Origin of the sequence: Streptomyces sp. WY228, assembly GCF_019287315.1 — a bacterium.
Taxonomy (GTDB): Bacteria; Actinomycetota; Actinomycetes; order Streptomycetales; family Streptomycetaceae; genus Streptomyces; species Streptomyces caviscabies.
Map to the genome: position 1 here is coordinate 709,967 of NZ_CP079114.1, position 23,003 is coordinate 732,969.

The 23,003-nt window shown below is 72.1% G+C and carries 20 protein-coding genes; 13 read left to right on the forward strand and 7 right to left on the reverse strand.

The features are described 5' to 3' along the window. The first annotated feature begins 221 nt into the window (after positions 1–221). Both KV381_RS03060 and KV381_RS03065 read left to right on the forward strand, forming a co-directional pair. Positions 222–1,031: a serine/threonine protein kinase gene (locus KV381_RS03060; RefSeq protein WP_218784406.1), complete on the forward strand. Its 810-nt coding sequence runs from the start codon at positions 222–224 to the stop codon at positions 1,029–1,031. Further along, complete coding sequence (locus KV381_RS03065) at positions 1,028–2,449, forward strand: serine/threonine-protein kinase (protein WP_256995008.1); 1,422 nt, start codon at positions 1,028–1,030, stop codon at positions 2,447–2,449. The genes KV381_RS03060 and KV381_RS03065 overlap by 4 nt, the downstream gene beginning before the upstream one ends. On the opposite strand, the gene KV381_RS03070 is transcribed toward KV381_RS03065, so the two are convergent. Beyond that, positions 2,446–3,432, reverse strand: coding sequence for an oxygenase MpaB family protein (locus KV381_RS03070; RefSeq protein ID WP_086779073.1), 987 nt, complete (start codon positions 3,430–3,432; stop codon positions 2,446–2,448). The genes KV381_RS03065 and KV381_RS03070 overlap by 4 nt on opposite strands. A gap of 124 nt (positions 3,433–3,556) precedes the next feature. Between KV381_RS03070 and KV381_RS03075 the strand changes: the two genes are divergently transcribed. From KV381_RS03075 to KV381_RS03085, 3 genes are all read left to right on the forward strand, one after another. Next, complete coding sequence (locus KV381_RS03075) at positions 3,557–4,174, forward strand: TetR/AcrR family transcriptional regulator (protein ID WP_218784407.1); 618 nt, start codon at positions 3,557–3,559, stop codon at positions 4,172–4,174. Positions 4,175–4,279: 105 nt separating this feature from the next. Further along, a complete protein-coding gene (locus tag KV381_RS03080) occupies positions 4,280–5,629 on the forward strand; it encodes an OFA family MFS transporter (RefSeq protein WP_030629372.1) in 1,350 nt (449 codons plus the stop codon). Beyond that, positions 5,598–5,750, forward strand: a complete 153-nt coding sequence (locus tag KV381_RS03085; RefSeq protein ID WP_181011014.1) for a hypothetical protein — start codon at positions 5,598–5,600, stop codon at positions 5,748–5,750. The genes KV381_RS03080 and KV381_RS03085 overlap by 32 nt, the downstream gene beginning before the upstream one ends. Before the next feature lie 68 nt (positions 5,751–5,818). Here KV381_RS03085 and KV381_RS03090 read toward each other — a convergent pair whose 3' ends face one another. From KV381_RS03090 to chvE, 4 genes are all read right to left on the reverse strand, one after another. Next, positions 5,819–7,780 carry an acyl-CoA dehydrogenase family protein gene (locus tag KV381_RS03090; protein ID WP_030081577.1) on the reverse strand — a complete coding sequence of 654 codons (1,962 nt, stop codon included), beginning with the start codon at positions 7,778–7,780 and terminating at the stop codon, positions 5,819–5,821. Between the two features lie 120 nt (positions 7,781–7,900). Further along, positions 7,901–9,139 (reverse strand): multiple monosaccharide ABC transporter permease, encoded by a 1,239-nt coding sequence (gene mmsB / locus KV381_RS03095; RefSeq protein ID WP_218784408.1) that lies wholly within the window; start codon positions 9,137–9,139, stop codon positions 7,901–7,903. After that, complete coding sequence (gene mmsA, locus KV381_RS03100; RefSeq protein WP_193463679.1) at positions 9,129–10,700, reverse strand: multiple monosaccharide ABC transporter ATP-binding protein; 1,572 nt, start codon at positions 10,698–10,700, stop codon at positions 9,129–9,131. The genes mmsB and mmsA overlap by 11 nt, the downstream gene beginning before the upstream one ends. Positions 10,701–10,765: 65 nt before the next feature. Beyond that, positions 10,766–11,875 (reverse strand): multiple monosaccharide ABC transporter substrate-binding protein, encoded by a 1,110-nt coding sequence (gene chvE, locus KV381_RS03105; RefSeq protein ID WP_030081571.1) that lies wholly within the window; start codon positions 11,873–11,875, stop codon positions 10,766–10,768. A 244-nt stretch (positions 11,876–12,119) separates the two neighbouring features. On the opposite strand from chvE, the gene KV381_RS03110 reads away from it, so the two are divergent. The 8 genes from KV381_RS03110 (at position 12,120) to KV381_RS03145 (ending at position 21,781) form a co-directional block, all read left to right on the forward strand. Then, entirely contained in the window at positions 12,120–13,166 is a 1,047-nt protein-coding gene (locus KV381_RS03110; protein WP_030081570.1) for a LacI family DNA-binding transcriptional regulator, read from the forward strand. 138 nt (positions 13,167–13,304) lie between these two features. Then, on the forward strand, positions 13,305–15,017 hold the full coding sequence (gene araB, locus KV381_RS03115; RefSeq protein WP_218784409.1) for a ribulokinase: 1,713 nt from the start codon (positions 13,305–13,307) through the stop codon (positions 15,015–15,017). Between the two features lie 61 nt (positions 15,018–15,078). Further along, a complete protein-coding gene (gene araA / locus KV381_RS03120) occupies positions 15,079–16,593 on the forward strand; it encodes an L-arabinose isomerase (protein ID WP_103537702.1) in 1,515 nt (504 codons plus the stop codon). Positions 16,594–16,643: 50 nt separating this feature from the next. Next, positions 16,644–17,357 (forward strand): L-ribulose-5-phosphate 4-epimerase AraD, encoded by a 714-nt coding sequence (araD, locus tag KV381_RS03125; protein ID WP_086779741.1) that lies wholly within the window; start codon positions 16,644–16,646, stop codon positions 17,355–17,357. A gap of 221 nt (positions 17,358–17,578) precedes the next feature. After that, positions 17,579–18,331, forward strand: coding sequence for a (5-formylfuran-3-yl)methyl phosphate synthase (locus tag KV381_RS03130; RefSeq protein WP_030081565.1), 753 nt, complete (start codon positions 17,579–17,581; stop codon positions 18,329–18,331). A gap of 8 nt (positions 18,332–18,339) precedes the next feature. After that, entirely contained in the window at positions 18,340–19,749 is a 1,410-nt protein-coding gene (locus KV381_RS03135; RefSeq protein ID WP_218784410.1) for an aldehyde dehydrogenase family protein, read from the forward strand. Beyond that, a complete protein-coding gene (locus KV381_RS03140) occupies positions 19,746–20,834 on the forward strand; it encodes an NAD(P)-dependent alcohol dehydrogenase (protein ID WP_030629392.1) in 1,089 nt (362 codons plus the stop codon). Before KV381_RS03135 ends, KV381_RS03140 begins: the two co-directional genes overlap by 4 nt. A gap of 38 nt (positions 20,835–20,872) precedes the next feature. Next, positions 20,873–21,781, forward strand: a complete 909-nt coding sequence (locus tag KV381_RS03145) for a class I SAM-dependent methyltransferase (RefSeq protein ID WP_218784411.1) — start codon at positions 20,873–20,875, stop codon at positions 21,779–21,781. 33 nt (positions 21,782–21,814) lie between these two features. Here the strand turns inward: KV381_RS03145 and KV381_RS03150 are convergent, their stop codons facing one another. Then, positions 21,815–22,489: a HEAT repeat domain-containing protein gene (locus KV381_RS03150; protein WP_193463653.1), complete on the reverse strand. Its 675-nt coding sequence runs from the start codon at positions 22,487–22,489 to the stop codon at positions 21,815–21,817. Between the two features lie 63 nt (positions 22,490–22,552). Continuing rightward, entirely contained in the window at positions 22,553–22,987 is a 435-nt protein-coding gene (locus KV381_RS03155) for an ester cyclase (RefSeq protein ID WP_030081555.1), read from the reverse strand. Positions 22,988–23,003 lie beyond the last annotated feature (16 nt).

Here is a 23,003-nt window from a genome sequence, read left to right on the forward strand (position 1 = left end):
CGTACGGGCCGTCGCCCGAACGCGGTCAAGTTAAGGAGCGGCGATGAAATCCCGCTGAAATCCGCACGGTGACGTGGCCCACCGAACCCCGTCCAGAACGGGGCATCCATGGCGTCGGGCAACGAGTTTTGGCTATGTGGCCGAAGAGCACCGATGAACTCCCCCGCCGGATGAGTATCGTTCCGCTCGTCCGACAAGCGACAAACAGGACGGGGGGCGCAGTGAGCGGTGTAGTCGTTCATCTGCCGCAGGGAAGCGGTGGCGCCGTCGGCGGCGGACCGCACGGGGACACGATGACCTTACGGCTGGGCCCCGGCGAGGCGGCCCGCTTCGGGCGGGGCTCCACGGCCCTGCCCGTGGAGCTGCGTCTCGACGATCCGGCGATCTCCCGGCTCGCCGGGGAGATCCGGGTCACCGACGACCACTGGCAGTTGACGAACCACAGCACGACCCACAGCTATCTCGTGGAGAACCCGGAGGGCGCGGGGGAATACCTGCGGGTGCCGCCGCGACGGGTGGGGGCGCCGATCCCGTTCGAGTTCGCGCGCGTCGTGCTGCCGACGCGCGGTGACGTCACGACCTCCTTCCAGGTGTTCGCGCCCGACCATCTCTATCTGGACCCGGACGCGATGGGCGGCCCCTGGGGGAACAGCACGGTCACGGCGTACTCCCTGAACGAGACGGCCACCTACTTCCTCGTGCTGGTCGCGCTCTGCGAACCGCGGCTGCGCGATCAGTCGCGGGTGGCGGTCCCCACCACGCCGCACATCGTCGAGCGGCTCGGTGGGCATCTCCCCGGGGGCGAGCTGACCGCACGGGCGGTCAGCTCGCACATCGACTACCTCGCCGAGCAGAAGCTGCGCATCGGCGGGCCGGACGCCTCCGAGCCGGGCAAGGGCGACCGCCGCAACGGCAAGCGGGAGGAGATCGTGGCCCTGGCGCTGCGGTTCGGGCTCGTACGGGAGGAGCATCTCGCGCTGTTGCCGCCCCTGGCCGGGGCCGGCGGGCGGGAGCGGCAGGCCGTACGGTGAGCGCGCCGCAGGGTCTGCGGGACCTCGCGGACGGCGACGGCGCGGAGTTGCTTCCGCCCGGCTACCGGGTCGGGGACTGGGTGGTCACCCGGCCGATCGGGTCCGGGGGCTGGTCCACGGTGTACGCGGCCCGGCCGGCCGAGGGGCGGACCGGCGGGGCCGCCGTGCCCCGGGGGCACACCGACGTGGCGCTCAAGATCATGCCGACCGCCGGGCTCGCGCCGCGCCAGGCGCGGCGGATCGTGGAGTCCGCCCGCCGCGAGGTCGAACTCGGGCGCGGGGCCGGGCATCCCCGGCTGATCGGCGTCCTGGAGTCGTTCGTTCTCGCCGCACCCGACCACCCCGCGCTGGAGGGCGCGATCGTGCTGGTCATGGAGCGGGCCGTCGGCAGTCTGCGGGAACTGATCGACGCGGGGGTGCCGGAGGCCGATCGCGGCCGGCTGATCGCGGGCATCTGCGAGGGGCTCGCCCACCTCCACCGGTCGGGCTGGGTCCACGCGGATCTCAAGCCGGAGAACGTCCTGCTCGGCCGGGACCGGTCGGTGAGGCTCTCGGACTTCGGCCTGGCCACCGAGCTGACCGGCACCCACGGCCATGTGCCTCCGCTGGGCACCCTGGACTACTTCCCGCCCGAGCGCTGGCGGGCGCCGCTGGGCGAACTCGGCGTACGGGTCCGGCCGTCGGCGGACGTCTGGGCGCTGGGCATCGTCATCCACGAGGTGTTCGCGTCCGGTGCGTCGCCGTTCCCCGGGGCCACACCCATGGCACGGGGCGCCGCGGTCCAGGAGTACGGCCAGGGGCGGGCGCCGCTGCGCATGGACCAGGCCGTGCCGCCGTTCTGGCGGGAGCTGGCGGCCGACTGTCTCGCCCCGACCCACGAGGCCCGCGCGCCGCACAGCGCGGAGCGTCTGCTCGCCCGGATCGCCGCCCACCGGGCGGGAGCCGGGGCGGGGGCGGGGCGGCGGGGCTCCCGGGCCCGCGCGGCGGTCCTGGCGACCGCGCTGTGCGGGATCGCCGGCGCGACCCTGTGCGCGGACGCGGTACGGGCGGCCTCGTCCGCGTCGTCCGGCCGCGCGGGCACCACGCCGCCCGGCACGATCCAGGTGTACAACGCGGAGCGGGACTGCCGGGCCCGGGCCGACCGGGACCCGCGGTGCAGCCTGGGTCTGGCGATCGACCCCGTACGGCCGTACACCGCGGAGAACGTCGTGCCGACCAGGGTGTGGCACGGGGACGTGCTCGTCGCCGACTGCCGGGTGCTCGACGGGGAGACCATCATCGACGAGGAGGACCGCCGCTCCACCCACTGGTTCCGCGTCCGCCTGCCGCCGGGCTCCGAGCCCCCGACCGGCTGGCTCCCCGCCGTACGCGCGAAGCAACGCCCGGCGCTGCCGGAGTGCTTCTCCGACAGGTCCTAGGAGCTGCCGGGCAGGTCCGGTTCGCCCGGGCGGTCGGTCTTCGGTGCGTAGTGCTGGGGCAGCCCGCGCCGCTCCACGGGCGGGAGGTTCCGGGCCGGTGTCTCCACCGGGCCCGGCACCGCCCGGCCCCGCTCGCGGTCCCAGCCCGCGCGGGCGCGCGGGTGGTAGCGGTGCCGTTCGGGGACGTGTTGCCAGGTGTGGTGCACCACCAGGCCCAGTGCGCGCAGCAGTCGTTCGTCGTGGGGCGTCCAGCGGAGGCCGAGGCGTTCCCGGACGGCCGGCGGATACAGGCCGACCGTGATCCACAGCGTCAGCCGGACGAGCGGGATGCGGGCGAGGGCCCACAGCGGCGACGGCAGCAGCCGCAGGAGGGGCGGTTTGGCGATCCGGCGCATGTTGAGGACGTCCCGGGTCGGCCGGTTGTCCTCCAGGACGTCGGCGCACATGTGGTCCCAGTACCGCTGGAAATCCTCCCAGGTGCGGGGCACGGGTTTCATCGAGAGGCCGTACAGCGCGTACCAGCGGACGTGTTCGTCGAAGAGCGTGTGCCGCTGCGCGTCGGTGAGGCCGCCGCCGAAACGCTCGGCCACCTGGACGGTCAGCATGAAGAACGTGGCGTGCGCCCAGTAGAACGTGCCCGGGTTGAGCGCGTGGTACGGGCGGCCGTGCTCGTCGACCCCGCTGACCGAGGCGTGGTAGCCGCGCACCTCTCGGGCGGTCCGGGCGGCGAGCGGGCCGTCGTAGACGACTCCGCCGATCGGGTACAGCGAGCGGAAGAGGCGCTCCCAGCGCTCCTCGAAGAAGCGCGAGTGCTCGGCGACGCCCGCGCCCAGCTCGGGGTGCATGTTCTGCATCGATCCGGCCCAGGGCGCGAGGAGGAGGCCTCGCCAGTCGCCGAACCACCGCCAGGTGAGGGAGTCGGGGCCGAGGGGTTCGGGGGTCGCCGGGCCGGGCGGGCGCGGTCGTTGGTCTGACGCTGTCACGTTTACCTCCGCTGGGGTTTTCCGTTGCGAGGCCGTCGAGAGCTATCTGATGACACCTGTCCTCAGGTTAAAATGTGCGGACAGGTGTCGTCAATTGCTTGAACAGAACACGGGGGAACCGGAGTTGACGGAACGGAGCTGGGGCGGGACCAAGCTCGCCGATCGTCGCGCCGCCCGTCGACAGACCCTCCTGGACGTCGCCGAGCGGCTGGCCGGCGAGGAGGGGTGCGCGGCCGTCACGGTCCGGTCCGTGTGCCGGGAGGCCCGCCTGACGGACCGTTACTTCTACGAGAGCTTCACCGGCCGCGACGATCTGCTCCTCACCGCCTTCGAGCGGGTCGCCGACGAGGCCAGGAGCGCGCTGGAGGAGGCCGCGGCACTCAGCGATCCACAGGTCGAGGTCCGGGCCCGGGCCGCCGTCGCCGCCTTCGTCGCCCTGGTCCTGGACGCGCCGCACAAGGGCCGCCTGCTGCTCCTGGAGCCCTTCGCCGACCCGGCCCTCGGGGCCCACAGCCACCGGCTCATGCCGGTGTTCACCGACCTCGTCGGCGGCCAGCTCGCCGGTACGGGCGACGACATCGACCGCCGCATGGCCGCGCACGCCCTGGTCGGCGGCCTGGCGAACCTCTTCGCCGGATGGCTGCACGGCACGCTCGACGTACCGCGCGAGCGGCTGGAGTCGCACTGCGTGGCCCTGGTGCTCGCGGCGACCGCCTCCGGGGAGCTGCCCGGCGGCGGGTGAGGGCGTCACGTCACCCGACGCGTCACCATCACGCGAGTCGAACAAGGTGAAAGTTTAACCAACAGTCTTCTCAACCGGATTCCCCCTCACTACGGTGAGGGACCCATGAGTCCCCCCATCGCCCCCGTGGGCTGGAGTCGCTGGCTGGTCCCGCCCGCCGCCCTCTCGATCCACCTCTCCATCGGCCAGGCCTACGCCTGGTCCGTGTTCAAACCACCGCTGGAGGAAGCGCTCGGCCTCAGCGGCACACAGAGCGCCCTGCCCTTCCAGCTCGGCATCGTCATGCTCGGCCTCTCCGCGGCCTTCGGCGGCACGCTCGTGGAGCGCCGGGGACCGCGCTGGGCGATGACGGTCGCCCTGGTCTGCTTCTCGTCCGGCTTCCTGATCTCCGCGCTCGGCGCCGCGACCGGGCAGTTCTGGCTGATCGTCCTCGGATACGGCTTCGTCGGAGGCATCGGTCTCGGCATCGGCTACATCTCGCCCGTGTCGACGCTCATCAAGTGGTTCCCCGACCGCCCCGGCATGGCCACCGGCATCGCCATCATGGGCTTCGGCGGCGGCGCACTGATCGCCTCGCCCTGGTCGGCGCAGATGCTGGAGTCCTTCGGCAGCGACACCTCGGGCATCGCGCTGGCGTTCCTCGTCCACGGACTGTCCTACGCGGTCTTCATGCTGCTGGGCGTCCTGCTGGTACGGGTACCGCGCCCGCGGGCCGAGCAACAGGAAGCCGGGGGCACCGCCACGGCGACCGACGGGCCCCGGGTGTCGGCGCGGCAGGCGCTGCGCACCCCGCAGTTCTGGCTGTTGTGGGTCGTGCTCTGCATGAACGTCACCGCGGGCATCGGCATCCTGGAGAAGGCCGCGCCGATGATCACGGACTTCTTCTCGGACACCTCCACACCGGTGTCGGCTGCGGCCGCCGCCGGGTTCGTCGCCCTGCTGTCCGCGGCCAACATGGCGGGCCGGATCGGCTGGTCCTCCACCTCCGACCTGATCGGCCGCAAGAACATCTACCGTCTCTACCTCGGCGCGGGCACACTCATGTACGCGCTCATCGCCCTGGTGGGCAGCTCCTCCAAGCCGCTGTTCGTGCTGTGCGCGCTGGTGATCCTCTCCTTCTACGGCGGCGGCTTCGCGACGATTCCCGCCTATCTCAAGGATCTCTTCGGCACCTATCAGGTCGGCGCGATCCACGGCCGTCTGCTCACCGCCTGGTCCACCGCCGGTGTGCTGGGGCCGCTGATCGTGAACTGGATCGCCGACCGGCAGGAGGAGGCCGGGAAGGACGGCGCGGAGCTGTACGGGACCTCGCTCTTCATCATGATGGGCCTGCTCGTCGTCGGCTTCGTGGCCAATGAGCTGGTCCGCCCTGTTCACCCGTCCCACCACCTCGACGCCGTGACGGCGCGGAAGGGAGCGCCCGATGTCCGACGACAGCAGTCAGAGCCCGCCTGACGCCGCCGCGGTGAAGGACCGGCGGCCGCTGATCGCCTTCACCTGGCTGTGGGTGGGCGTGCCGCTCGCCTACGGGCTGTACGAGCTGATCCGCAAGGCCACCCAGCTCTTCACCGGCTGACCCGACGCGGGTTCCGGGCCCGGTCCGCCGGGCCCGGAGCCCGACGCCCGGGACGGATACCGCCGGGCTCAGCCCACCAGGTCCGGGGCACGCAGCAGTTCGGACGGGATGCCCCAGGCGTCGACGAGACCGCCCGCGAGGGGCCGGACCTTGCGGCAGAGGTCGTTCACCTCGCGGGTGATCGCCTTGGAACGCTGGACGGTCAGCCGGCCGTGCTCCATGAACCACGCCCGGTCCGCCTCGATCGTCGACAGCGCGAACAGGTCGCACAGCAGGCCCAGCGCGACCTTGTTGCCGCCCTCGGGCAGCGTCCGCACCTTCTCGACGAAGGCCTCCAGCACCAGCCGCTCCCCATGGGCGCGGGCCACCGCGATGACATGGTCCTGCACCTGGGAGAAGACGACGCCGGGATCGCGCTTCTGGTCGATCCCGCGCTTGAGCCTGCGGGCCACCCCGGCGAGCAGATGCTCCTCGCGGTAGCGGACCATGGCGAGCTGGTACTCCGAGTCGAGCAGACCGGCCTCCTGGTCCCACTCGTCGCCGCCGGGCAGCAGATCGCGTACCCGCTCCAGCAGTTTGTGGGCCGACGTCTTCTCGATGACCGTCTCGACGGCGAGGTTGGTGACGTAGCGGACCATGCCGAGCTGGTCCAGGTCCTCGAACTCACTGGCGTAGTCGGTGAGCAGGCCCTTGGCGACGAGCTGGAGCAGGACGTGGTTGTCGCCCTCGAAGGTGGTGAAGATGTCGCTGTCGGCCTTGAGGGCGGCGAACCGGTTGACGGCGAGATAGCCGGCGCCGCCGCAGGCCTCCCGGCACTCCTGGATCACCCGGGTGGCGTGCCAGGTGCCGAGCGCCTTGGTTCCGGCGGCCCGTGACTCCAGCCGGCGCCGTTCCTGCGGGTCGTCCTCGATGCCGGAGAAGACGTCGTGCAGCTGGGTGCGTACGACGTCCTGGGCGAAGTGCAGCGCGTAGGTGCGGGCGATGAGCGGCAGCAGCCGGCGCTGGTGCAGGCCGTAGTCGAGGAGGAGCTGCTCCTCGTCCCGGGAGCCCGCCGCGAACTGCCGGCGCCTCAGGGCGTATTTCGTGGCGATCGCGAGGGCGACCTTGGCGGCGTTGACACCGGCGCCGCCGACGCTGACCCGGCCCTGCACCAGGGTGCCGAGCATGGTGAAGAAGCGGCGGTCGGGGTTGTCGATCGGGCTCGTGTAGACACCTTCCGGGGTGACGTCGGCGAACCGGTTGAGCAGCGCCTCGCGGGGCACCCGGACGCCGTCGAACCGGATGCGCCCGTTGTCCACGCCGTTGAGGCCCATCTTGCGGCCGTCGTCCTCGATGTCGACGCCGGGCGCCACCTGGCCGTCGACCCGGATCGGCACGACGAACGCGTGCACGCCCTCGGAGGTGCCTCCCACCTCCAACTGGGCGAAGACAACGGCCAGTTCGCCGTGGCGGGCGGCGTTGCCGATGTAGTCCTTGCGCGCCTGGTCGCCCTCGGTGGTGATGACGAACTCCCGCGTGGCGGCGTCGTACCGGGCGACCGTGCCGAGCGCCTGCACATTCGAGCCGTGTCCGGTCTCGGTCATCGCGAAGCAGCCCATCAGCTTTCCGGTGACCAGGTCCGGCAGATGGGCGTCGTGGTGGCGTTCGGTGCCCAGGTGCAGGATCGCGCCGCCGAAGAGCCCGAACTGCACGCCGACCTTCACCAGCACCGACAGATCGCCGAAGGCGAGCGTCTCGAACGCGGCGATCGAGGCCCCGACGTCGCCGCCCCCGCCGTACCGCTTCGGGAAGCCCATGCCGGTCTGGCCCGTCGCCGCCATCGCGACCACGAGCTCGCGCACCCGTTCGCGGAAGGCGTCGACGCCGAGCTCGTCGGCCTCGTCGAGCACCGAGGCATGCGTCACCAGGTTGGCCCGGACCAGGTCGCGCACCTCGGCGTACTCGCCGTCGAGCACCTCGGTCAGCGCCCGGACGTCGAGCTCCGGCTGTACGTATCCGCCGGAAGCGGTAGCTGTTTTGTCAGTGGTCATACCACTTCGCTACCCCGTCCGGCGACGATCACCTCGCACCTCCGCACGGATTTCGCCGGACCGGGGAACGTACCGGCGCAGAAGGCCCCGGTCCCCCGGCCGGCCGGGGGACATCGAGCCTCAGGAACCGGCCCGGCGTTTGTTCCAGACGTCGAATCCGACCGCGGCCAGGAGCGCCAGGCCCTTGATCACCTGCTGCCAGTCGGTACCTATGCCGACCAGGTTCATCCCGTTGTTGAGGACCCCGAGGACCAGGCCGCCGATGACGGCGCCCAGCACCGTCCCGACACCGCCGCTCATCGACGCCCCGCCGATGAAGGCGGCGGCGATGGCCTCCAGCTCGAAGTTGATGCCCGCCTTGGGCGAGGCCGCGTTGAACCGCGCCGCGAACACCAGTCCCGCCAGGGCCGCCAGCATGCCCATGTTCAGGAAGACCGCGAAGGTCACCTTGCGGTCCTTGACGCCCGACAGCTTGGCCGCGGGCAGGTTGCCGCCGATGGCGTAGACGTGCCGTCCCACCACGACGTTGCGCATCACGTAGCCGAAGCAGACCAGCAGCACGGCGAGGACGATCAGGACGACGGGCGCGCCCTTGTAGCTGGCGAGCAGGAGGGTGGCGACCGTGATGGCGGCGATCAGGGCGACGAGCTTCAGCACGAACAGGTTCTTCGGCAGGGGCGCCAGGTCGAACTCCCGCTGCCGGGCGCGGTTGCGGATCTCCTGGTTGACCACCAGGGCGATCACTCCGAGCCCGAGCAGCAGGGTCAGGTTGTGGTAGTTGGTGACGGGCCCGACCTCGGGCAGGAAGCCGTTCGCCACCTTCTGCAGGCCTTCGGGGAAGGGACCGAGGGTCTGCCCCGCCAGGAAGATCTCGGTCAGGCCCCGGAAGAGCAGCATGCCGGCCAGGGTGACGATGAACGACGGTATGCCGACGTACGCGATGAAGAAGCCCTGGACCGCCCCCGCGGCGGCGCCGATGAGGAGGGTCACCACCACGGCGAGGGGCCAGGAGAGATGGTGCTCCACCATCAGCACCGCCGCGACCGCGCCGACCAGCGCCGTCAGCGATCCCACGGAGAGGTCGATGTGACCGGAGATGATGACGATCATCATGCCGATGGCGAGGATGAGGATGTAGCTGTTCTGCAGGACGAGATTGGAGACGTTGCGCGGCAGGAGCAGGTCGCCGCCCGTCCAGATCTGGAAGAGCAGCACGATGAGTCCCAGCGCGAACAGCATCCCGTACTGCCGGCTGTTGCGCCGGACGCTGTCCACCAGCAGACGCGCCACCGCCGGGGCGGCCCCGCGTGGCCCGGGGTCCGCGGCGGCCGGAGGGGTGGGGCTGAGGTCAGTGCTCATCGGTGAGTCCTTCGTGGGGTGCGGGGTGCCGGGGCGCGGGGACGGCGGGGTCGTGCGTCATGTACCGCATCAGCAGTTCCTGGTCGGCTTCGGACCGGGAGCTCTCACCGGTGATCCGGCCGGCCGCCATCGTGTAGACCCGGTCGCACATGCCCAGCAGTTCGGGCAGTTCGGACGAGATCAGCAGGACCGCCTTGCCTTCGGCGGCGAGCCGGTCGATCACCGTGTAGATCTCGTACTTGGCGCCGACGTCGACGCCTCTGGTGGGTTCGTCCAGGATGAGGACCTCGGGCCCGGCGAGGATCCACTTGCTCAGGACGACCTTCTGCTGGTTCCCGCCGGACAGCCGGCCCACCTGCTCGAAGACGTTGCGGGCCCGGATGCTCATGGTGCGGCGGAAGCCCTCGGCGACGACGCGTTCCTGGTGACTGTCGACCACCCCGCGCCGGGCCAGCCGGGGAAGCGAGGCGAGGGAGATGTTCCTGCTGACGGTGTCCTGGAGGTTCAAGCCGTAGTGCTTGCGGTCCTCCGTCACATAGGCGATGCCCGCGTCGATGGCCTCCGGCACGGTACGGGTCCGCGCCTCGGTCCCGTCACGGAGCACCGTTCCGCCGAGGTGTCTGCCGTAGGAACGGCCGAAGACGCTCATGGCGAGTTCGGTGCGGCCCGCGCCCATCAGCCCGGCGATGCCGACGATCTCGCCGCGCTCCACCCGCAGCGACACTCCGTCGACCACGGTTCGCTGGTGGTCGACGGGGTGGCCCACGGTCCAGTCGCGGATCTCCAGGGCCGGCGCGGGAGCGGGCGGGGCCGCGCACGGAGTCCGGTCCGGGAAGCGGTTGTCGAGGCTGCGGCCGACCATGCCGCGGATGATGCGCTCCTCCGTGGTCCCGGGAGCACCGAGGTCGAGGGTCTCCACGGTGTGGCCGTCGCGGAGGATGGTGACGGAGTCGGCGACCTTCGCGATCTCGTTGAGCTTGTGGGAGATGATGATCGAGGTGATGCCCTGGTTCTTCAGCTCGCCGATCAGGCGGAGCAGTTGGGCGCTGTCCTCGTCGTTCAGCGCGGCGGTCGGTTCGTCGAGGATCAGCAGGCCGACGTCCTTGGCCAGGGCCTTGGCGATCTCGACCAGCTGCTGCTTGCTCACGCCGATGTCGGCGACCCGGGTCTGCGGGTGCTCGTCAAGTCCCACCCGGCGCAGGAGTTCGGCGGCCCGGCGCAGGGTCCGCGGCCAGGCGATGACTCCGCGCCGGGCGGGCTCGTGGCCCAGGAAGATGTTCTCGGCGATCGAGAGCTGGGGCACCAGGGCCAGCTCCTGGTGGATGATCACGATGCCGCGCCGCTCGCTGGCGCGGATGTCGCGGAACCGGCACTCCTCGCCCTCGTAGCGGATCTCGCCCTCGTAGCTGCCGTGCGGGTGGACGCCGGAGAGAACCTTCATCAGCGTGGACTTGCCCGCGCCGTTCTCGCCGCACAGCGCGTGGACCTCGCCGCGTGCGACCCGTAGGTTCACCTCGCTCAGCGCCTTCACGCCGGGGAACGTCTTGCTGATGGACCGCATGTCGAGCACGAGGTCGCCGGCCGCGCCCTGTTCCGGGACGCCGCCGGCCTCCGGGGCTTCCTCCGTCACCGCAGGTCCTCGGCCTTCAGGTAGCCGGAGTCCACGAGCACGGACTGGTAGTTGCTCCTGTCGACGCTGACCGGCGGCAGCAGGTGGGCCGGTACGACCTTCTTCCCGTTGTCGTAGGTCGTGGTGTCGTTGGTCTCGGGCTTCTTCCCGTCCAGGACCGCTCCGACCATGTCGGACGCCACCTGGGCGAGGGCGCGGGTGTCCTTGTAGACGGTCTGGGTCTGCTCGCCCGCGATGATCGACTTCACCGAGGCCGCCTCCGCGTCCTGGCCGGTGACCACCGGCAGGGGCTTGGCGGTGCTGCCGTAGTCGTCGGACTTGAGGGCCGACAGGATGCCGATGGAGATGCCGTCGTACGGCGAGAGAACCGCGTCGACCCGGGCGCTGGAGTACGTGGAGGTGAGGAGGTCGTCCATCCGCTTCTGGGCGGTGCCGCCGTCCCAGCGCAGGGTGGTGACCTGGTTGAGGCGGGTCTGCCCGGAGCGGACGACGAGGCGTTTGTCGTCGACGTAGGGCTTCAGCACCTTCATGGCGCCGTTGAAGAAGTACTTGGTGTTGTTGTCGTCGTTCGAGCCCGCGAACAGCTCGATGTTGAAGGGGCCCTTGTCCGGCTGCTCCTTCAGGCCGAGCTTGTCGACGATGTAGCCCGCCTGGAGCTCTCCGACCTTCTCGTTGTCGAACGAGGCGTAGTAGTCGACGTGGGGAGAGCCGAGGATCAGCCGGTCGTAGGAGATCACGGGGATGTCGGCGTCGGCGGCCTGCTGGAGCACGTTGGAGAGGGCCTCGCCGTTGATCGCGGCGATGACCAGGGCGTCCACGCCCTGGGTGATCATGTTCTCGATCTGGGAGACCTGCTGGTCGGGGTCGTCCTCGCCGTACTGGAGGGTGGTCCGGAAGCCGGCCTTCTTCAGGCTCGCCGTCATGTTCCGGCCGTCGGCTATCCAGCGCTCGGACGATTTGGTCGGCATCGCGATGCCGATGGTTCGGGCGTCGTCGCCGGACTTCTCACGGCTTCCGCCCTCGCTGTTCTGGCCGCAGGCGGTCAGCAGCAGGGCGCACGCGGTCGCGGCGGCGAGGAGCGGAAGAGCATGTCGTCGGTTCGTCATGGTCGTTACCTGGCATTCCCGTCGTTGGGGCGGCTCTGGAGGCAGGGGCGACAGCGGGAGGGCGCCCGCTGTCGCGGCGCGGGCGCCGTCGACAGGGGAACCGCTCACCAGCCACTGGATTGTTAGCGCTCACACATGTCGGGGGCAAGAGGCGTTAAGCTGTTTCTCGAATTCGAGGTGGGCCCGTCGCCCTCGCGGAGCACCCCGCGGCCGGGCCGCGGCCGTCGTCCGGAGGAAGCAAGGCATGACCCGCCCCACCGAGGCCGTCCGCCCACCGACGATGGCGGATGTCGCCCGGGAGGCCGGGGTCTCCCACCAGACCGTCTCCCGGGTGCTCAGCGGCCACCCCAACGTCCGGGCCACCACCCGGGAGCAGGTGACGGCCGCCATCGAACGGCTCGGCTACCGCCGCAACTCCGCGGCCCGCGCCCTGGTCACCCGGCGTTCACGCACCCTCGGCGTCATCGCGGTCGACCCGACGCTCTACGGACCCGCGAGCACGCTCGCCGGACTCCAGGAAGCCGCGCGCGACGAGGGCTACCTGGTCTCGACCGTCACCCTGCGCAGCGGCGGCGGCCACGCCCTGGAGGACGCTCTGGACCATCTGGCGGCCTGGGGCGTCGAGGGCGCCGTCGTCATCACCCCCCAGCGTTCGAGCGTGCAGGCCCTCGCACGGCTGACCCCGCCCTTTCCCGTGGTCACCGTGGAGGGCAGCCACGGGCTCGACGTCCCCGGCGTCTCCCTCGACCAGGAGCTGGGCGCCCGGCTCGTCACCGAGCATCTGCTCGCCGCCGGCCACGAGACCGTCTGGCACGTGGCCGGCCCCGAGGACTGGCTGGAGAGCGCCGCGCGCACCGAGGGCTGGCGCGCCGTCCTGGAGGAGCACGGGATCCGCCCGCCGCGCGTGCTGCGGGGCGACTGGAGCCCCCTGTCCGGCTACCACGCGGGGCAGGAACTGGCGGGGCTGACCCTGGCCCGGCGCGGCTCGGCCCCGGTCACGGCGGCCTTCGTCGCCAACGACCAGATGGCGCTCGGGGTGCTGCGCGCCCTGCGGGAGGCGGGCATCCGCACCCCGCGGCAGGTGGCCGTCGCGGGTTTCGACGACATTCCGGAGGCGGGGTTCTTCCCTCCCCCGCTGACCACCGTGCGCCAGGACTTCACGGCCATCGGCCGCCGGAGCATCCAACTGCTGCTGGAGCACATCGAGGGCACCGCGGCCGGGGTCGAGCACATCGTGGTGGAACCGCAGCTCATCGTCCGCGCGAGCACCCGCTCGCAGGACGGCGCCTGAGCCGGCCGCCGCCCCGAAAAGCCCCGGTCCCACGCCACTCCGAAAGCCCGGGCCTCTTGCCTCCATCGATTGTTAGCGCTAACAATCAGGGGCGGCGGCGCTCCCCCGCACCCACTCCCGCAGCAGAGAGTCTCGCTCGTGACCCCACAGCCCGATCCTCCCGGCAGCCCCCTCGACCGTGCGCCCGACGCCTGCGCGATCGGCGTCGACTTCGGCACCCTCTCGGCACGCGCCGTGGTGGTGCGCGTCCGCGACGGCGCGGAACTCGGATCCGCCGTGCACACCTACCGCAACGGCGTCATCGACCGGAGCCTGCCGGGCTCGGACACCCCCCTGCCCCCCGACTGGGCGCTCCAGGATCCGCGTGACTGGCGGGAGGCGCTGCGTACCGCCGTACCGGAGGCGCTCGCGGCGGCGGATGTCGATCCCGCCCAGGTCATCGGCATCGGCACCGACTTCACCGCCTGCACGGTGCTGCCGACCACGGCGGACGGCGTTCCGCTGGCCGAGCAGCCCGCCTGGGCGGACCGCCCCCACGCGTGGCCGAAACTCTGGAAGCACCACGCCGCCCAGGACCAGGCCGACCGCATCAACGCCCTGGCGCACGAGCGGGGCGAGCCCTGGATCAGCCGCTACGGCGGCCGGATCTCCGCGGAGTGGCAGTACGCGAAGGCCCTTCAGATGCTCGAAGAGGATCCGCGCGTGTACGCCGCCTGCGCCCGCTGGATCGAGGCGGCCGACTGGATCGTCTGGCAGCTGACCGGCACCGAGTCGCGCAACTCCTGCACCGCGGGCTACAAGGGCATCCACCAGGACGGCGCCTACCCCTCGCCCGCGTATCTCGCCGGGCTCCACCCGGACTTCGCCGACTTCCCCGCCACCCGGCTGGAACACCCGCTGCTGCCGCTCGGCTCGTGCGCCGGAACCGTGACCGCCGAAGCCGCGGCCCTGACCGGGCTCAGGCCGGGAACGCCGGTCGCGGTGGGCAACGTCGACGCCCATGTCACGGCCCCCGCGGCCGGCGCGGTGGAGAACGGCCGTCTGCTCGCCATCATGGGCACCTCCACCTGCCATGTCGTCAACAGCGACGAGCTGGCCGACGTCCCCGGGGTCTGCGGGGTGGTCGACGGCGGCATCGTGGCGGGCGCGTACGGCTACGAGGCGGGGCAGAGCGGGGTGGGCGACATCTTCGCCTGGTGGCTGCGGCAGGGTGTGCCCGAGGACTACCGCGCCGCCGCCGAGGCCGCGGGAGAGGACCTGCACGAGCGGCTGTCCCGGCTCAGCGCCGAGCAGCCGGTCGGGGCGCACGGTCTGATCGCGCTGGACTGGATGAACGGCAACCGCTCCACGCTGGTCGACCACCACCTCTCCGGCGTGCTGGTGGGCCTCACGCTCGACACCCGCCCCGAGGACGTCTACCGCGCCCTGCTGGAGGCGACCGCCTTCGGCACCCGCGTCATCGTCGAGGCCCTGGAACGGCACGGGGTGCCCGTCACGGAGTTCATCGCGGCGGGCGGGCTCAAGAAGAACCCGCTGCTCATGCGGATCTACGCCGACGTCCTGCGCCGTCCCGTGTCGCTCGCCACCTCCGACCAGGGCCCCGCGCTCGGCTCGGCGATCCACGCGGCGGTGGCGGCCGGGGCGTACCCGGACGTCCGCGCGGCCGCCGCCCGCATGGGCGGCATCGAGCGGAACGCGTATCTCCCCGACCCGGACAACGCCGACGTCTACGACGAACTGTTCGCCGAATACCGCGCGCTGCACGACCACTTCGGCACCGGCGACGACCTCCTGCTGCACCGGCTGCGCAGGCTCCGCAACCGGGCCAGGGCCCACCGGGCCGCCCCCTGACCCGGACGCGCCGCACAGTCCGCTGCACCCGCACCCGCACCACGACCAAGGAGTACCCGCCATGCCCCTCGTCCCCGCCGACAGCGAAGTGTGGTTCCTGACGGGCAGTCAGTCACTCTACGGCGAGGAGACCCTCGCCCAAGTGGCCGCCCAGTCACAGCAGATATGCGAAACGGTCGCCGCCGGGGCCGCCACCGGAGCGGCCGCGCGGATCGTGTGGAAGCCCGTTCTGACGGAGGCGGACGCGATCCGCCGGATGTGTCTGGACGCCGAGGCGGACGACCGCTGCATCGGCGTCATCGCCTGGATGCACACCTTCTCCCCGGCCAAGATGTGGATCGGCGGCCTCGGCTCCCTGCGGAAGCCCCTCCTGCACCTCCACACCCAGGCCAACCGCGGTCTCCCCTGGTCCACGATCGACATGGACTTCATGAATCTGAACCAAGCGGCCCACGGCGACCGCGAGTTCGGCCACATCCAGTCCCGTCTCGGCGTCGCCCGCAAGACCGTCACGGGACATGTCTCCTCGCCGGACACGGCCCACCGCATCGCCGCCTGGACGCGTGCCGCCGTCGGCCGGGCCGAGTTCGCGCGCCTGCGCCTCGCCCGCTTCGGGGACAACATGCGCGATGTCGCGGTCACCGAAGGGGACAAGGTCGAGGCCCAGTTCAGGTTCGGCACGTCCGTCAACACCTACGGCGTCAACGAGTTGGTGGAAGCCGTGGACGCCGTCGGCGACGACACCGTCCTGGCGCTCACCGAGGAGTACGCGGACAGCTACGCGCTCGCCCCCGAGCTGCGCCCCGGCGGAGAGCGCCACGCGTCGCTGCGGTACGCGGCCCGGATCGAGGCCGGACTGCGCGGCTTTCTCACCGCCGGCGGCTTCAGCGCCTTCACCACCAACTTCGAAGACCTGGGCGGCCTGCGGCAGTTGCCCGGTCTGGCCGTCCAGCGCCTCATGGCCGACGGCTACGGCTTCGGCGGCGAGGGCGACTGGAAGACCTCGGCGCTGCTGCGCGCCACGAAGGCCATGGCGTACGGGCTGCCGGGAGGCACCTCCTTCATGGAGGACTACACCTACGACCTCGCCCCGGAGCGCGGCCTCATCCTCGGGGCCCACATGCTGGAGGTGTGCCCGTCCCTCGCCTCGACGACGCCCTCCTGCGAGATCCACCCGCTGAGCATCGGCGGACGCGAGGACCCGGTCCGCCTCGTGTTCGACGCGGCCCCCGCCCCCGGAGTCGTCATCGGGCTGGCCGACATGGGGTCGCGCTTCCGGCTGGTCGCCAACCGCATCGATGTCGTGGGACCGCCCGAACCGCTGCCCCTGCTGCCCGTGGCCCGTGCGGTCTGGCGCCCGGAACCCGACCTGCGCACCTCGACCGAGGCATGGCTGACCGCCGGCGCGCCGCACCACACGGTCCTCACCACGGCCCTGGGCCGCGAGGAGTTCGAGGACCTGGCCGACATGCTCGCCGTGGAGCTCGCCTTCATCGACGCGGACACCACCGTACGCCGGTTCGCCCAGGAGCTCCGCTGGAACCAGGCCTACCACCGGCTGGCCGAAGCCCTGTGAGCAGCCTCGCCCGAACGGCTCCTTCCCCGTCCCCGTCAGGAGGCACCGCCATGTCCCGCTCCGCTTTCGCGTCGCTGCGCGGCGAGGTCCTCTCCGCCAACCTGCGCATCCCCCGGTCCGGACTGGCGACCCTGACCTGGGGCAATGTGAGCGGGGTGGACCGGGAGGCCGGGGTGTTCGTCATCAAGCCCTCGGGAGTGCCCTACGACCGGCTCGGCGAGGACCATCTCGTCGTCGTCGCGCTGGAGGACGGCCGGGTGGTCGAGGGCGACCTGCGCCCCTCGACGGACACCGAGACGCACCGCAGCCTCTACCGGGCCTTCCCGTCGATCGGCGGGATCACGCACACCCACTCCCCGCACGCGGTGGCCTTCGCGCAGGCCCGCCGCCCGATCCCGGTGCTCGGCACCACGCACGCGGACACCTTCGACGGCCCGGTGCCGGTCACCGAGCCGCTCAGCCCCGAACAGTGCGCGGTCGACTACGAGTTCAACACCGGCGAGGTGATCGTGGAGCTGCTCGAAGGTGACGACGAGCGTGCCAGGGCCGTGCCGGCCGCCCTGGTGGCCCACCACGGTCCCTTCACCTGGGGCGCGGACGCCCATGCCTCGCTGGAGCACGCCGTCATCTGCGAGGCCGTCGCGGAGATGGCGCTGCACACGCTGTCCCTGGGGGCGGTGCCGCCGCCTCAGCATCTGTTGGACCGCCACTTCACCCGTAAACACGGGGCGGGGGCCTACTACGGCAACCCTGGAGCCGTGTGAGCCGGACTCCTGGATGCTCCCGGCGGGCCCGGTCAAGGGGAACACAAGGTGAACGGCGCGGCGCGGGGGCGTGAGCGGGCCCGCGCAGTGCCCCGTTCGCCATCCCGCGCGCCCTGCCGGGGGGCCACGTGACGCGGCGAGGATGAGCCGACCGCACACGATCCCGACACATCCGCGCACCCGCCGTCCGGTGGGTGGACCCGCGGTGGAAGGAATCCACGTTGCTGCTTCTCATCTCCCCGGACGGTGTCGAGGAGGCCCTCGCGTGCGCGAAGGCGGCGGAACACCTTGACATCGTCGATGTCAAGAAGCCCGACGAGGGCTCGCTCGGCGCGAACTTCCCCTGGGTCATCAGGGAGATCCGCGGAGCGGTCCCGGCGGACAAGCCGGTCTCCGCCACCGTCGGAGACGTGCCGTACAAGCCCGGCACGGTGGCGCAGGCGGCGCTCGGCGCGGCCGTCTCCGGGGCCACGTACATCAAGGTCGGCCTCTACGGATGCACGACGCCCGACCAGGCCATCGAGGTCATGAGCGGAGTCGTGCGGGCGGTGAAGGACTTCCGGCCGGACGCGTTCGTCGTCGCCTCGGGCTACGCCGACGCCCATCGGATCGGCTGCGTCAGCCCGCTGGCGCTGCCCGACATCGCCCGCCGCTCGGGCTCGGACGCGGCCATGCTCGACACCGCGATCAAGGACGGCAGCCGGCTGTTCGACCATGTGCCGCCGGAAGCGTGCGGGGAATTCGTCCGGCTGGCCCACGAGGCCGGTCTGCTCGCCGCCCTCGCGGGCAGCGTGAAGGCGGAGGATCTCGCCACACTGACCCGGATCGGGACGGACATCGTGGGGGTGCGCGGGGCGGTCTGCGAGGGCGGCGACCGCAACTCCGGGCGGATCCAGCCCCGGTTGGTGGCCGCCTTCCGGGCGGAGATGGACCGGCACGCCCGGGAGCTCGCGGCCGCCCCGGCAGCGGGCTGATCCCCCGCGTGGCCCCGCATCGGCCCCGCCCGGGACCGGCGTCCCGCGGCGGGCACTTCACCGTCCTCGATCCGGCGACGGGCGAGGACTTCGACGAGGCTCCCGACCAGCGGGCAGAGGAGCTGGACGCGGTGGTCGGCCGGGCTCACGAGGCCTGGCCGGGCTGGCGGGCCGACCCGGCCGCCCGTGCCACCGCGCTGCTGGCGGCGGCCGACGCCGTGGAGGCGGCCGGGGAGCGGCTCGCTCCCCTGCTCACCCGTGAGCAGGGGAAACCGCTGCCCGAGTCGTACGCGGAGGTCGCCCGCACGGCGGCCCGCCTGCGCCACTTCGCCGCCTCCGCCCCCGAGACCCGTACGATCGCCGACGGCCGGCCCGGGCACAGCGAGATCCGCTGGCGGTCGCTCGGGCCCGTCGCCGCCATCGTCCCGTGGAACTTTCCGCTCCAGCTGGCGTCGGCGAAGTTCGCGCCCGCGCTCGCCGCGGGCAACACGGTGGTGCTCAAGCCCTCGCCCTGCACACCGCTGGCCACCCGGCTGCTGGGCTCCGTCCTGTCCACCGCACTGCCCGAGGGCGTGCTGAACATCGTGACCGGTCATGAGCCCCTCGGCGCCCGCCTCGCGTCTCACCCGGGGATCCGCCATGTGACCTTCACCGGTTCGGTCCCCACCGGGCGGGCCGTCGCGGCGGGCGCCGCGCCCGGTCTGACCCGGGTCACCCTGGAGCTGGGCGGCAACGACGCCGCGATCCTGCTGGACGACGTGGAGGTGGAGCGGATCGCGGACCGGCTGTTCTGGGCGGCGTTCCGCAACTGCGGCCAGGTCTGCATGGCGGTCAAGCGCGTCTACGCCCCGGCCCGGCTCCACTCCCGGGTGGTCGAGGCCCTCGCGGAACGGGCGAAGTCCGTGGTCGTCGGGGCCGGTCTCGACCCGGGTACGGAGCTGGGGCCGCTCAACAACGCCGCCCAGCTGGCCCGGGTGGAGCGGTACACGGCCCGTGCGCTGGCGGACGGGGCGCGGGCCGTGGCGGGCGGTCACCGGCTGGACCGGCCGGGCTACTTCCACGCCCCGACCGTGCTGGCCGATGTCCCGCCCGACAGTCCGGTGGTGACGGAGGAGCAGTTCGGTCCGGTCCTGCCGGTGCTGCCGTACGGAAGTCTCGACGAGGCCGTCGAGGCGGCCAACGCCACCCGTTTCGGTCTCGGCGGCTCGGTATGGGGGACCGACCTGGACCGGGCGGAGGAGGTGGCCGGCCGGCTGGAGTGCGGGACGGCGTGGATCAACCACCACGCCGAACTCTCCCTCGCCCAGCCGTTCGCCGGGATCAAGGAGAGCGGCGTCGGCGTCGCGGGCGGGCCGTGGGGGCTGTACGGGAACCTCAGACCGTTCGTCGTCCATGGTGCGAGGGAGGCCGGAGGGTGAGATTCGGCGCGGCGGTACTGCGCTCGTACGAGGACCCGTTCGCCGTCGAGGAGGTGATGCTGAACGCGGGTCCGGCCGCCGGGGAGATCCTGGTCCGGATCGCGGGCTGCGGCATGTGCCGGACCGATCTCGCCGTCCGGCGCTCGGCGGGCCGCTCACCGCTGCCCGCGGTGCTGGGCCACGAGGGCGCCGGGGTGGTGGTGGAGACGGGCGGCCCGGACACCGGTCTGAGCCCGGGCGACCCGGTGGTGCTGAGCTTCGACTCCTGCGGACACTGCCGAAGCTGCCTGGGCGCGGCGCCCGCCTACTGCGACCGGTTCGCCGCGCTCAACCTCTTCGGCGGCCGGTCCGAGCACGCCTCCCGGTTCACCGACGCGGCCGGTGGCGCGCTGGCGCCCCGGTGGTTCGGCCAGTCCTCGTTCGCCGAGTACGCGATGGTCCCGGCCCGTAACGCCGTACGGGTCGACGCCTCGCTCCCGCTCGAACTGCTCGGGCCGCTCGGCTGCGGCTTCCTCACCGGCGCGGGGGCGGTCCTCAACTCCTTCGGCGCGGGCCCCGGCGACACCGTCGTGGTGCTCGGCGCCGGAGCGGTGGGGCTGGCGGCGGTCATGGCGGCCACCGCGTCCGGGGCGGCCGCCGTGGCGGTGGACCTGCACGCCGAACGGCTGGCGCTCGCCGAGAAGTTCAACGCCACCGCGCTGCACGCCGCCTCGGCCGATCTGCCCGGCCGGATCCGGCGGCTGACCGACGGCGGCGCGCGCTTCGCCCTCGACACCACGGGGTCCGCGCGGCTGATCAACGACGCGCTCCGGGCGCTGCGTCCGACCGGCCGTCTCGGGCTGGTGGCCCGGCTGCACACCGCACTGCCGCTCGAACCGGGGACGCTGGACCGGGGCCGGACGATCTCCCACATCTGCGAGGGCGACGCGGTGCCCGCCCTGCTGATCCCCCGGCTGACCGGGCTGTGGGAGGCCGGTCTCTTCCCCTTCGACCAGCTGATCCGTACGTATCCGCTCGCCGATATCAACGAGGCCGAACGCGACTGCGACCTGGGCCGCGTGGTGAAACCGGTCCTCGTTCCGTAGGCGGGCCCAAGAAGTTCACCGACACCGAGGGAGTGCACATGGTCGACACGGCGCACCGGAACACCGGTGTGGAGGGCGTGGCAGGAGGGGTCGGGGTGACCGCTCTGCTGGTCGCCGCGGCGCGGGCCATCGAGACACATCGCCCCGACAGCCTGGCGCGGGACGCCTACGCGGAGCACTTCGTGCGCGCGGCACCGGCGTCCACGGGCTGGCCGGTCCACCCCCGGGAGGTCCCGGACGGGGACACGAATCCGCTGTGGGGAAGGTTCGCCCGGTACTTCGGGCTGCGGACGCGGGTCCTCGACGACTTCCTTCTGCGCTCGGCGCACGCGGGGAACGCCCGCCAGGTGGTCCTGCTCGGGGCGGGGCTGGACTCCCGGGCGTTCCGGCTGGACTGGCCTCCCGGGTGTGTGGTCTTCGAGGTCGACCGGGAGGAGGTCCTGGCATTCAAGCACCAGGTGCTCGGCGGCCTTTCGGCCGTGCCGAAGGCGGCGCGCGTGCCGGTCCCGATGGATCTGCGCGACGACTGGGCCGGCGCCCTGCCCGGGGCGGGCTTCGATCCGGCCGCGCCGAGCATCTGGCTGGTCGAGGGGCTGCTGTTCTATCTGCCGCCCGCCGCGGAGACGTATCTGATCGACACGGTGGACGGGCTGAGCGTCGCGGGCAGCGCGCTGGCCTTCGAGGTCAAGCTGGAGAAGGATCTGTTGGCGTACCGCGACAGCCCGCTCTACACCGCCACGAGACAGCAGATCGGCATCGATCTGCTGGAGCTGTTCGACCGGGAGCCGCGGCCCGACTCGGCGGGGCGGCTGACGGACCACGGCTGGTCCACCTCGGTCCGCACGCCGTTCGACTTCACCCGTCTGCACGGGCGCGGCCCGCTGCCCGAGCCGAACGACGCGCTGGCGGGCAACCGCTGGGTGTTCGCGAGCAGGACCCGGCGGTAGCCGCCGGCGCGTACCCGGCGGGCGGAGCGCCGCTCAGCGCTCCAGGGCGCCCTCGGCGGGTGCCGCCACGCGCTTCGCCCGCTCGGCGGCGGCTTCGAGGTCGGCCCGCCTGCTCCGCAGGAGCTGTTCGGTCGCGGCGGCGTGCTCGGCCACCGCCGGGTCGGGCGCGGCCGCGGCCTTCTTCAGGGCGGGCTCGACCACGTCGCCGAGGTCGACCAGGGCCCGGCTCAGGCTCATCCGCAGACTGCGGTTGCCGCGGCCGAGCTCCTTGACGAGTTCGGCGGTCAGCCACTTCTCCTCGGCTTCGGGTACGAGGGAGACCGCGACGCGCCACGCGGTCCGGGCGGTCTCGTCGTCGACGTCGTGCAGCATGTCGCGCGTGATCCAGTCCCACGCGGCCTTGTCGCCGATCTTGGAGAGCGTGTGCATCGCCTGGCTGCGGGCCTGGGCGGACGCGGAGTCGAGCTCCCGGCGGATCCGGGGCAGGGTGACCTCGGGCGCGTACCGCATCAGCGCCCAGGACAGGGTGTCCCGTACGAAGAGGTCGGGTTCGACCCCGCACCGCTCGACCAGCGTCTCCAGGAGCGCGGGGTCGGGGGCCGAGCCGATCGCCATGGCGGCCTTGAGCCGGACCGACGGGTCCTCGGCGCTCAGGGCGCCGGCCAGGCGGGTGTGGTGCGGGGTTCCGTTCGTGTCGATCGGGACCATCTCCTGCGGGTAGTTGAGAAACCTGGTCGTTGCGGCAGGGCCGCCGTGGCCCCCTGCCCCCGGTCAGAGGCGGGGCAGCAGCCCGAACTGGCCGAGCACACCGGCCAGGTCCCAGTAGAGGGACTCCTCCTGGATGCGGCCGTCCGCCGAGAACCGGTACACGGTCGCGCCCGGCATCGTGAAGTGCTTGCCCTTGGCCAGGGCGGCGAGTTGCTCGGGCAGTCCGTCGAGGACGCCCTCCAGCGTGCCCGACATGGTCCACTCGCAGACCCCGGACCGGTCGTCGGCGAAGACGGACCGTACCGCCATCCGGGTCTCGGGGATCGCGGCCAGCCAGGAGCGTACCCCCGCCTCCAGTTCGGCCCGGCCGCTCCAGACGGAGTCCAGGGGCACGTCCCGTGAGACGGCGTCGTCGGTGTAGGAGGCGAGCCAGCCTTCCGCGTCCGCCTCGCTGATCGCGGCGAGGCAGACGCGGACGAGCTGTTCGTTGGCGTGCATGGGCTGCTCCGGTTTC

What these genes read in the sequence shown, in the direction of transcription:
- KV381_RS03080 (WP_030629372.1), top strand. Translation starts at nt 4,280, where the DNA reads ATGAGTCCCCCCATCGCCCCCGTGGGCTGGAGTCGCTGGCTGGTCCCG.
- KV381_RS03085 (WP_181011014.1), top strand. Translation starts at nt 5,598, where the DNA reads ATGTCCGACGACAGCAGTCAGAGCCCGCCTGACGCCGCCGCGGTGAAG.
- KV381_RS03090 (WP_030081577.1), bottom strand. Translation starts at nt 7,780, where the DNA reads ATGACCACTGACAAAACAGCTACCGCTTCCGGCGGATACGTACAGCCG.
- mmsB (WP_218784408.1), bottom strand. Translation starts at nt 9,139, where the DNA reads ATGAGCACTGACCTCAGCCCCACCCCTCCGGCCGCCGCGGACCCCGGG.
- mmsA (WP_193463679.1), bottom strand. Translation starts at nt 10,700, where the DNA reads ATGCGGTCCATCAGCAAGACGTTCCCCGGCGTGAAGGCGCTGAGCGAG.
- chvE (WP_030081571.1), bottom strand. Translation starts at nt 11,875, where the DNA reads ATGACGAACCGACGACATGCTCTTCCGCTCCTCGCCGCCGCGACCGCG.
- KV381_RS03110 (WP_030081570.1), top strand. Translation starts at nt 12,120, where the DNA reads ATGACCCGCCCCACCGAGGCCGTCCGCCCACCGACGATGGCGGATGTC.
- araA (WP_103537702.1), top strand. Translation starts at nt 15,079, where the DNA reads ATGCCCCTCGTCCCCGCCGACAGCGAAGTGTGGTTCCTGACGGGCAGT.
- araD (WP_086779741.1), top strand. Translation starts at nt 16,644, where the DNA reads ATGTCCCGCTCCGCTTTCGCGTCGCTGCGCGGCGAGGTCCTCTCCGCC.
- KV381_RS03145 (WP_218784411.1), top strand. Translation starts at nt 20,873, where the DNA reads ATGGTCGACACGGCGCACCGGAACACCGGTGTGGAGGGCGTGGCAGGA.
- KV381_RS03150 (WP_193463653.1), bottom strand. Translation starts at nt 22,489, where the DNA reads ATGGTCCCGATCGACACGAACGGAACCCCGCACCACACCCGCCTGGCC.
- KV381_RS03155 (WP_030081555.1), bottom strand. Translation starts at nt 22,987, where the DNA reads ATGCACGCCAACGAACAGCTCGTCCGCGTCTGCCTCGCCGCGATCAGC.